This window comes from Nocardiopsis dassonvillei, from assembly GCF_964273065.1.
Lineage (GTDB): Bacteria > Actinomycetota > Actinomycetes > Streptosporangiales > Streptosporangiaceae > Nocardiopsis > Nocardiopsis dassonvillei_B.
In genome coordinates this window covers 62,159-68,158 of the sequence record NZ_OZ186816.1, presented here as the reverse complement: position 1 = coordinate 68,158, position 6,000 = coordinate 62,159, and the positions used below count along the sequence as shown (strand labels likewise).

General features: G+C 67.9%; 8 protein-coding genes and 1 pseudogene. 3 read left to right on the top strand and 6 right to left on the bottom strand.

The genetic code is table 11. The features are described 5' to 3' along the window. Window positions 1–402 precede the first annotated feature (402 nt). Window positions 403–912, bottom strand: coding sequence for a lamin tail domain-containing protein (locus tag ACSUPR_RS29660; protein ID WP_436892288.1), 510 nt, complete (start codon window positions 910–912; stop codon window positions 403–405). A gap of 461 nt (window positions 913–1,373) precedes the next feature. Then, window positions 1,374–1,919, bottom strand: coding sequence for a hypothetical protein (locus ACSUPR_RS29655; protein ID WP_436892287.1), 546 nt, complete (start codon window positions 1,917–1,919; stop codon window positions 1,374–1,376). Window positions 1,920–1,989: 70 nt separating this feature from the next. On the opposite strand from ACSUPR_RS29655, the gene ACSUPR_RS29650 reads away from it, so the two are divergent. After that, window positions 1,990–2,154 carry a hypothetical protein gene (locus ACSUPR_RS29650; RefSeq protein ID WP_436892286.1) on the top strand — a complete coding sequence of 55 codons (165 nt, stop codon included), beginning with the start codon at window positions 1,990–1,992 and terminating at the stop codon, window positions 2,152–2,154. 176 nt (window positions 2,155–2,330) lie between these two features. On the opposite strand, the pseudogene ACSUPR_RS29645 reads toward ACSUPR_RS29650, so the two are convergent. The 3 genes and pseudogenes from ACSUPR_RS29645 to ACSUPR_RS29635 all read right to left on the bottom strand — a co-directional run. Continuing rightward, window positions 2,331–2,481 (bottom strand): annotated as a pseudogene (locus ACSUPR_RS29645) (3-ketoacyl-ACP reductase); the annotation flags it as partial. Window positions 2,482–2,549: 68 nt separating this feature from the next. After that, complete coding sequence (locus tag ACSUPR_RS29640) at window positions 2,550–3,227, bottom strand: hypothetical protein (RefSeq protein ID WP_436892285.1); 678 nt, start codon at window positions 3,225–3,227, stop codon at window positions 2,550–2,552. 16 nt (window positions 3,228–3,243) lie between these two features. Further along, window positions 3,244–3,456 (bottom strand): hypothetical protein, encoded by a 213-nt coding sequence (locus ACSUPR_RS29635; protein ID WP_436892284.1) that lies wholly within the window; start codon window positions 3,454–3,456, stop codon window positions 3,244–3,246. A gap of 1,217 nt (window positions 3,457–4,673) precedes the next feature. Between ACSUPR_RS29635 and ACSUPR_RS29630 the strand changes: the two genes are divergently transcribed. Both ACSUPR_RS29630 and ACSUPR_RS29625 read left to right on the top strand, forming a co-directional pair. Then, window positions 4,674–4,892 (top strand): hypothetical protein, encoded by a 219-nt coding sequence (locus tag ACSUPR_RS29630; RefSeq protein ID WP_436892283.1) that lies wholly within the window; start codon window positions 4,674–4,676, stop codon window positions 4,890–4,892. Between the two features lie 74 nt (window positions 4,893–4,966). Further along, the gene (locus ACSUPR_RS29625) at window positions 4,967–5,134 is read left to right on the top strand and encodes a hypothetical protein (RefSeq protein ID WP_436892281.1); all 168 of its coding nucleotides are present in this window, start codon (window positions 4,967–4,969) and stop codon (window positions 5,132–5,134) included. Window positions 5,135–5,137: 3 nt separating this feature from the next. Here ACSUPR_RS29625 and ACSUPR_RS29620 read toward each other — a convergent pair whose 3' ends face one another. Then, complete coding sequence (locus ACSUPR_RS29620) at window positions 5,138–5,401, bottom strand: hypothetical protein (protein ID WP_436892280.1); 264 nt, start codon at window positions 5,399–5,401, stop codon at window positions 5,138–5,140. Between the last annotated feature and the right edge of the window lie 599 nt (window positions 5,402–6,000).

Genomic DNA, 6,000 nt, shown 5'->3' with positions numbered 1-6,000 from the left:
TCGCGAGGCGGCGGGCCCTGTTTTTTCGTGCGCGCACGGCGCGACGTACGAAATCGACCTTACACCTTGAGGTGCTGCGATCTCCCAGGGAGCCAAGGACCCGGTGAGGCCTTCAAGGCGCTCTGACCTGGATTTACTCCTGGATCTCTCGGATGCGGGGCGCCGGAGAGGTCACATCCTGCTCAGCGACCCGCACAGCACCGGTTCCGGGGCAGAGCCCTTGACATGGAGCACTCGGAGTTCGGGGAGTACGAGTTCGCCTCCGATGATCAGACTGCTGATGACGATCGGTGGCTCGCGTCTTTGCCGGCGGGGGAGCGTGCCCTGGTGGAGATGATGATCGCGCGGATGTGCGAGGCCTCAAGGGACAGCACCTATCGCCCACACGCGTGAAGGACGGTTTCAGCAGCGGTAGGTGGTGCCGTTGGCGGCCCTGCCCCAGTTGCAGGTGCTGATCGAGCCCGAGCTGGTGTTGTTGTCCGCGCTGCCGGGCCGCTTCAGGCGCAGGTCGGGGTTGTTGGGGCCGTCGTTGCGCAGCACGTGGCGTCCGTAGCCCCGGTAGATCTGATGGGCGCCGTTGGCGTACCGGTTGGTGCCGCTGCCGGTGCGCACATAGGCCACCGCCCCGGCCGGCAGATTGTAGTTCGGCAGCGGCCGACCGTAGGTGTTGGTGGTGATGTCGGGGACGTAGCCGCCGATGTTCACGGTGCGGCTGGTCACGTTCTTGATGACGAAGTACTCGCCGTTCAGGCTGGTGTTGCTGTTGGTGTCCGAGCCCGCGGCGTTGGGACGCACGTGGGTGATCATCAGTGCGCCGGTGGTGGAGGCGGCGTGCGCCGGGGCCGATATCAGACTGGCGGCGGTGAGGGCGGCCGCGGCGAGGGCGGCAGCTCGCGCGAGAGGTCCTGGCATGGGAACGCTCCTGAAGCGAAAAGAAAGGGACGGAGGAGCAACATCGTCCCAGCCCGCAGCCGGTGCACATCGTGTTTTCGCTGGGCATGGCCGCCTCCGGCCAGGGTGTGCACCTATCCGGCGGTACTGCGTCTGCGAAAGAGAACCCGGGGTCGGCTTCCTGAGTCGGTGTACCAGTGTGCCGGTACGCCGATGTGCGGATACACCGGTGTACCGGCCAACCGGTGGGCTGGGCTGCTCGTGCGCCGGGGCACCGTTGAGTCTGGGCTCGCCCAGCCCGAGTTTCACCATCTGACCCTTGAGCCTCGCGGACAGCTCGTCCACACCGTCTCGGGCCGGACCCCGCGGTGTCGCCTCGATACCGGCCTGCAGGACCGCCAAGACGTCGTAGGGCTCCGCCGCGGCCGCAGCGGAACGTGCCCTCCGCGCTCGGCAACGCCGCCGGCATTGACGTCTCCGGCTCAGTGGTGGCGGACGGCGACGTCGAAGCGGGACCGGGGCCAGCTGTCCAGGGTGAAGACCGGGCACCGGAGAGAGCCTGACAGCAGACCGTACAGGTAGTCGGTGGCGGCCATGGTGTGGCGGGCCCAGACAAAGCTCCGGCAGCCGTCGGCGACCACCGCCCAACCGTCGGGGTCACCGACGGCCTCCAGGTAGAGGTCGTTGCCGTTGTCGTCCGACCCCAGGATCAGCAGGTCGTCGATGACGACGTCCCAGTCCCCCTCGGCCTTGCGGACGCCGGGCCAGCGCTGTTCGCGGCCGCCCCGGATCGCGATGGCGTCAGCCTTGTACACCTGCCTGAGGTCCTCGCGGCGTTTCGCGGAGTACTCCAGGAGCCCCTGGTTGACGCCGAAGCCGAACCGGTTGTCCACCTCCACGGTGTTGTGGCCGATCCGGGTGAAGAACTCGCGCAGGTCCGAGGGCATCGGCAGGGCGGGCGGCAAACCGGCCGGCTCCGGAGGACCGTCGGGGAACAGCAGGTCGATGAGTGCGTCAACGGCGGGCACGGGCGTCCTCTCGGCCGGGGATAGGGGCCGAGTGTCTCAACCAGCGAGGACGGCCGGGGCCCACTTATCCATGCACTCCGAGTTCGGCGAGCCCGACGACGTCTCCGAGGACCAGGCCGCCGACGACGAGGCCTGGCTCGAAGCGCTCCCGCCCGGGCAGCGAGCCCTGGCCGAGCTGGTGATCGCCCGGATGTGCGAGGCCGCCACAGACAGCACCCACCGCCCCCGCGGGTGAGCGTCATCGGGGCAAGTGCGGCTCCAGCCGGTCGGCCAGGACCCGGGTGCACATGAGCGGCTTCGCCTCGCCGCCGTCGCGGCTAGGCCGGTGCGTGCGGCAACGGTTGCGTCGGCGCGGGAGAAGCGGTCGGTACCGCTCGGTCGGGCGCCGGGGTGGGGCGTTCGACCTTGGCGTCACACCATGCCCCCGTTGGCTCGAAGGACCTGGCCGTTCACCCAGTGCCCAGCCTCTCCAGAGGCGCGGCCTTGGAGAGCTGGTCGATCTGCTCGGGCGTCTTGCCTTATCGGGGCCAAGGTTTGTACCGACCGGGTTCGGGCGCAGAGAAGCCCCTGCGCAACCGAGGGTTGCACAGGGGCTTCCGTGATCTCGGTATGACTCCAAGCAGTCTCTGATCAGAAGCCGTGGCGGTAGCACCAGGCCCGGTCCCAGGCGTCCTCCCACTTCGCGATCTTTTGGCGCGCTTCGGTTTTGCGCCACCCGATCGGATCCACGGCTTGGTCGAGGGTGCCGTGGGTCCTATGGATCACGACATGGACGAACGTCATGAACAGCTCCTTCGACGGCATACGCGAACCCCTCAGTACGGCCCCGAGAGTGCTGCGGGGCAGATGGCTGACCTGTCCGTGTTGATCGGACACGGTGGCCCACTGTTCCAGCGCCCGAAGCGTGGGGTCTCCGGCCCTAAGCCGCAGCGCGTTCATCGCGTCAATGAGCTGCAGGGGTTGGGCGATCAGGTCGGGTGGATGGGAGTCCGGGCGCACCCGGCGACGCGCGATCATGCGGCGGGGGTCGGTCGCCTCCCACAGGATTCGCGTGTGCTGTCGCGCACGTTCAGCATCCGCAGGAGGCAGGGCGGGCAGACAGGCATGCATGTACGCCTCTGTGGCGGTCCAGGTCGGGCGGCGAGTGCCACCGGCCGCCCGGCACAAGACGGAGTAGGAGGTGGGAAAACCGTACTTTTCGGCTTTTCGCGCCATCTGACGGTAGGTCAACCCCGACTGCTGGCGCAGCGACCGGAGCCACTGCGCCAGCTCCTGCAGGGGGCCAGAGCCCGTCAGGGCGCGTTCCACGCGCCCCACCGTCGGATCAGGCCGGCGGGGTGAACATGACGACCAGGCGGCGCAGCAGCTCCAGAGCCACTGCTCCGCCGAGGATGATCATCATGATCACGGTCTCCAGCGAGATCCCCGCGATCACCAGTACGGTGGTGATCAGGATGATCACCACGATCAGCACGACGGCGGAGGCCGGCGGGCGCCGACTGCCGTCAGCGCACCCCGTGCGCGCGTTCTCTTCCAAGAGGACTCCTCGGTCCGTTGCCGCTCGACTTCGATCCCGACGACGGTGAGCGTGCCTTGCAGAGCACGAACACCAGGATCTTCCTCAGCATCCCTTGACTCATATGTGCGAGCGCAAGTTTTGTTGCGACCTTGTCCCGGATGCAGTGCAACAACGCTGGTAGCGGCATCGGCTGGGAGCGCACTGTCTACCGATCTTTCTTGGTGAATCAGATGTCTCCTGAAGGGTGGTGTCCCGCTTCATGGCCACCTGCATCACTTGTGCCAAACACCGAAGGCGAGGATTCTTTCACCTGGATGCCGGTGAGCCCAGCACAGGCCCGCCGGCGACTGGTTCGGAGCTGGTCCCGAACGCAAAATTGGCATGCGCCGACGCATTGATTCGGCGGGTGCAGCAACGCAGCGGAGCTATTTTTGGCCCTGCTCGTCCGGGAGGGGAGAACACGCATGAGAACTTTGGTTTTTTTGCTTCGCCCTGCCCGGAGCATCCGCAAAGCAGTCCCTGCAGAGGGCGTTGCCAGGGGTGCCATCAGACGCACTGGCGGTCCATCATCTCTGGTCAAGGAGGATATCCTCCTGCCTTGTACGCGGTCTCCCCGGCCGTTGCCGCTCGACAAGAACAGGGGAAAGTCGTCTTTGTTGCAGCAGAGGCGGCATCGGGGCGCAGCCGTCCGTCGGCTGCGTCCCAAAAAAGCTTCCAGGAGAGAGATTCTAAGGAAAGCACCCCTTGGCAATTCTTTTTGAAACGGATGGAATCAAGCTTTTGAAAGGGGCTAGATCATCCTGAAGTGCGCCAGAAAGCAGGACTGACCGCGCTTGTGACGGCGCTGCTTCTCGTAGGCTTGCACACTCATGGACTTGAAGTCTGTTCTGGTGCTGGCCTGCGAAAATAGTTCCTGTGCCCCTCGTCCCCGGTCGCGCGTACCGCCAGGTTGATCCCACTTGGGTGATCGACCATCAGCGCTCCCAGGGCTATCGCTGCACCCGCTGGCCGCGGCGAGGGTTTCCTGGAGCGAGAGGAATCCGGACCTGGTCTTCCTCTCCCGGACTCTGAACGCATGAAATCCTCGCGCCCCGAGAGTCCCGAGGACAGGCCACGGGCGTGCCCGAAGGTAGCGGCCCCGCGGTCCTGGCCGAACGCGGGGAGACCGGTCATCCTCTTACCATGTTCTCCCTGTCGGACACCCCTCCGCTTTTCATCTGCTCTTCCTGCTGTTCATGGGGATCCCGTGCGGCGGCACCCTGATGCGACCCGCCCGGGAGGTCGCGCTGGTGCGCACCGCCGCGTCCCTCACTGGTGCCGCCCTCGTCCCGCTGAGGGCGGAGCTGGAGCACCTGACCGCCGACGACGCGGCCACGGTGGCGCGCGCCATCGTCACCGTCGCCCGCGCCGAACAGCGCGTCGACGTGGTCGTGGCGGAGGCCCGATCCTGGTGACCCCCACGGGAGACCACGAAGGCCGCACCCTCCCCCGTGGTGCGGGCCTTCGTGGTCAGGGGTAGACCCCGGGCATGACCCATTCGGAGTTCGGCGAGCCCGACGAGGTGTCCGACGCCCAGGCCGCCGACGACGACGCCTGGCTCGAAACGCTCCCGCCCGGGCAGCGAGCCCTGGCCGAGATGATGATCGACCGGATGTGCGAGGCGGCGAGGGACAGCACCCACCGGCCGCACGGGTGAGGTTCACCGGGGCAGGTGCGGCTCCAGCCGGTCGGCCAGGACCCGAGCCAGTTCGGTGACGCGGTCGCGAGCGGCCCCGGGCGGGGTCGCCACCACGGCGGCTTCCAGCACCGCCAACACGTCCACCGCCTCGGGAACGCTCAGCAGCGCCGGGGTGCCCGCCGGCACCAGTTCGTCGTCGACGACCTCGGCGTCGTGCACCTGGTGGGCCGCGGCCGACCGCACCCAGGCGCCGCCCCGCGGCCCCAGACCTCCCCGTCGCGCCATCCCGGTCCCCGTCGTCTCGGTTCCTGCACCCCGCCCCATCGTCGCCCCTCGGAGAGGGGCTTCACCCCGTGGGTGGCAGGCCGGGGCCGGACGCGGCACCCTGTCGTCCTTGTGGGCGCCGCCCCCGGCCGCTGGCGCGGCCGCTCCCGCAGCGACGGTGCCCCCACCCGGTTGTCCAAGACCCGATGAGAGGGGGCGGACAAGATAAGTCGGAAAGGGGCAACGACGTTGCGGAGACCATCCTGAGCTGCACGGTGAGCGTCCCCGGACATGACGAAGCCCCTCACCAGTAGCGCTGGTGAGGGGAGGTTTCAGATTCGCGACTTCGATTGAGGCAGGTCAGGCCGGGGCGATCTCGGCGGCGATGTAGTCCGCGGGCAGCTGGCGGGGGCGTCCTCCCCGGTGGTCAGCGGCGCGTCCACGGTGGTGCACACGAGCCCGGCCTTTTGCGCTCGCCAGTGGCGCAAGAAGGCCGCTGGCGTTACGGGCGGGGCTCTTTGTCAGCGTCACGGGGCCGGCGCGGGGAGCGCAGCAGGCGCAGTACCTGCCGGGCGCGGCGGCGACGGTGAGCGTCGCGCGACCACACTGCCGGAACGATG

Bases quoted from the DNA above. Each gene is read 5' to 3' on its own strand.
- ACSUPR_RS29660 (WP_436892288.1), bottom strand. From the start codon at position 912: ATGCCAGGACCTCTCGCGCGAGCTGCCGCCCTCGCCGCGGCCGCCCTC.
- ACSUPR_RS29650 (WP_436892286.1), top strand. From the start codon at position 1,990: ATGCACTCCGAGTTCGGCGAGCCCGACGACGTCTCCGAGGACCAGGCC.
- ACSUPR_RS29630 (WP_436892283.1), top strand. From the start codon at position 4,674: ATGGGGATCCCGTGCGGCGGCACCCTGATGCGACCCGCCCGGGAGGTC.
- ACSUPR_RS29625 (WP_436892281.1), top strand. From the start codon at position 4,967: ATGACCCATTCGGAGTTCGGCGAGCCCGACGAGGTGTCCGACGCCCAG.
- ACSUPR_RS29620 (WP_436892280.1), bottom strand. From the start codon at position 5,401: ATGGCGCGACGGGGAGGTCTGGGGCCGCGGGGCGGCGCCTGGGTGCGG.